Origin of the sequence: Methylobacterium nigriterrae, from assembly GCF_037106235.1 — a bacterium.
In the GTDB taxonomy this organism is placed as follows: domain Bacteria; phylum Pseudomonadota; class Alphaproteobacteria; order Rhizobiales; family Beijerinckiaceae; genus Methylobacterium; species Methylobacterium nigriterrae.
This window is the reverse complement of sequence record NZ_JBAWTG010000490.1, coordinates 1-600: the sequence shown is the minus strand read 5'-3', so window position 1 is coordinate 600 and position 600 is coordinate 1. Positions and strand designations below refer to the sequence as shown.

Annotated in this window: 1 protein-coding gene; it reads right to left on the bottom strand. The window is 74.5% G+C overall.

Features of this window, described 5'->3' with window-relative positions; all coding sequences use genetic code 11:
- Positions 1-600, bottom strand: a 600-nt coding sequence (locus tag WDW90_RS37890) for an ATP-grasp domain-containing protein (RefSeq protein ID WP_336492845.1), incomplete at both ends; no start/stop codon positions are given.

Sequence of the window (600 nt, the reverse complement as noted above, 5' to 3'; positions counted from 1 at the left end):
CCCCTGCGCCAGCCCCTCGCGCTCGAGTTCGGTCATCGGCTCGGCCGCGGCCGCGGGGGCGAGGTCGGGCTGGCGGAAGGCGGCGGCATCGTCGAGGGTGAGCTTGCAGTCGAGCGCCACGACGCGGCCGTCGGCGAGCAGCGCCAGCGGGTTGATCTCGATCAGCTCCGCGTCGATCGTGCCGCTCACCCCGTAGAGCGCCGCCAGGATCCCGGGCACCTCGCGCCCGGCCTCGCCGAGGTCGAGCCCGGACACGAGGGCGCGGGCCTCCTCGAGGCCGAAGCCGCGGTCGAGATCGACCCGGTGGCGCCGGAGCGCGTCGGGGCGCGTCTCGGCCACCTCCTCGATGTCCATGCCGCCCTCCGTGGAGAACAGCACCATCGGGCTCCGGCTCGCCGTGTCGGTCAGGATCGCGGCGTAGAATTCCCGCGCGATCGCGGCGCGCTCCTCGAGGAGCACCGCCTCGACGGGATGTCCGTCGATCGTCATGCCGAGGATCGTCTCGGCGAGGCTGCGGGCCTCGTCGGCCGAGTGCGCCGCCCGGATGCCGCCGGCCTTGCCGCGCTTGCCGGTGGGGACCTGCGCCTTGACCATGCAGGG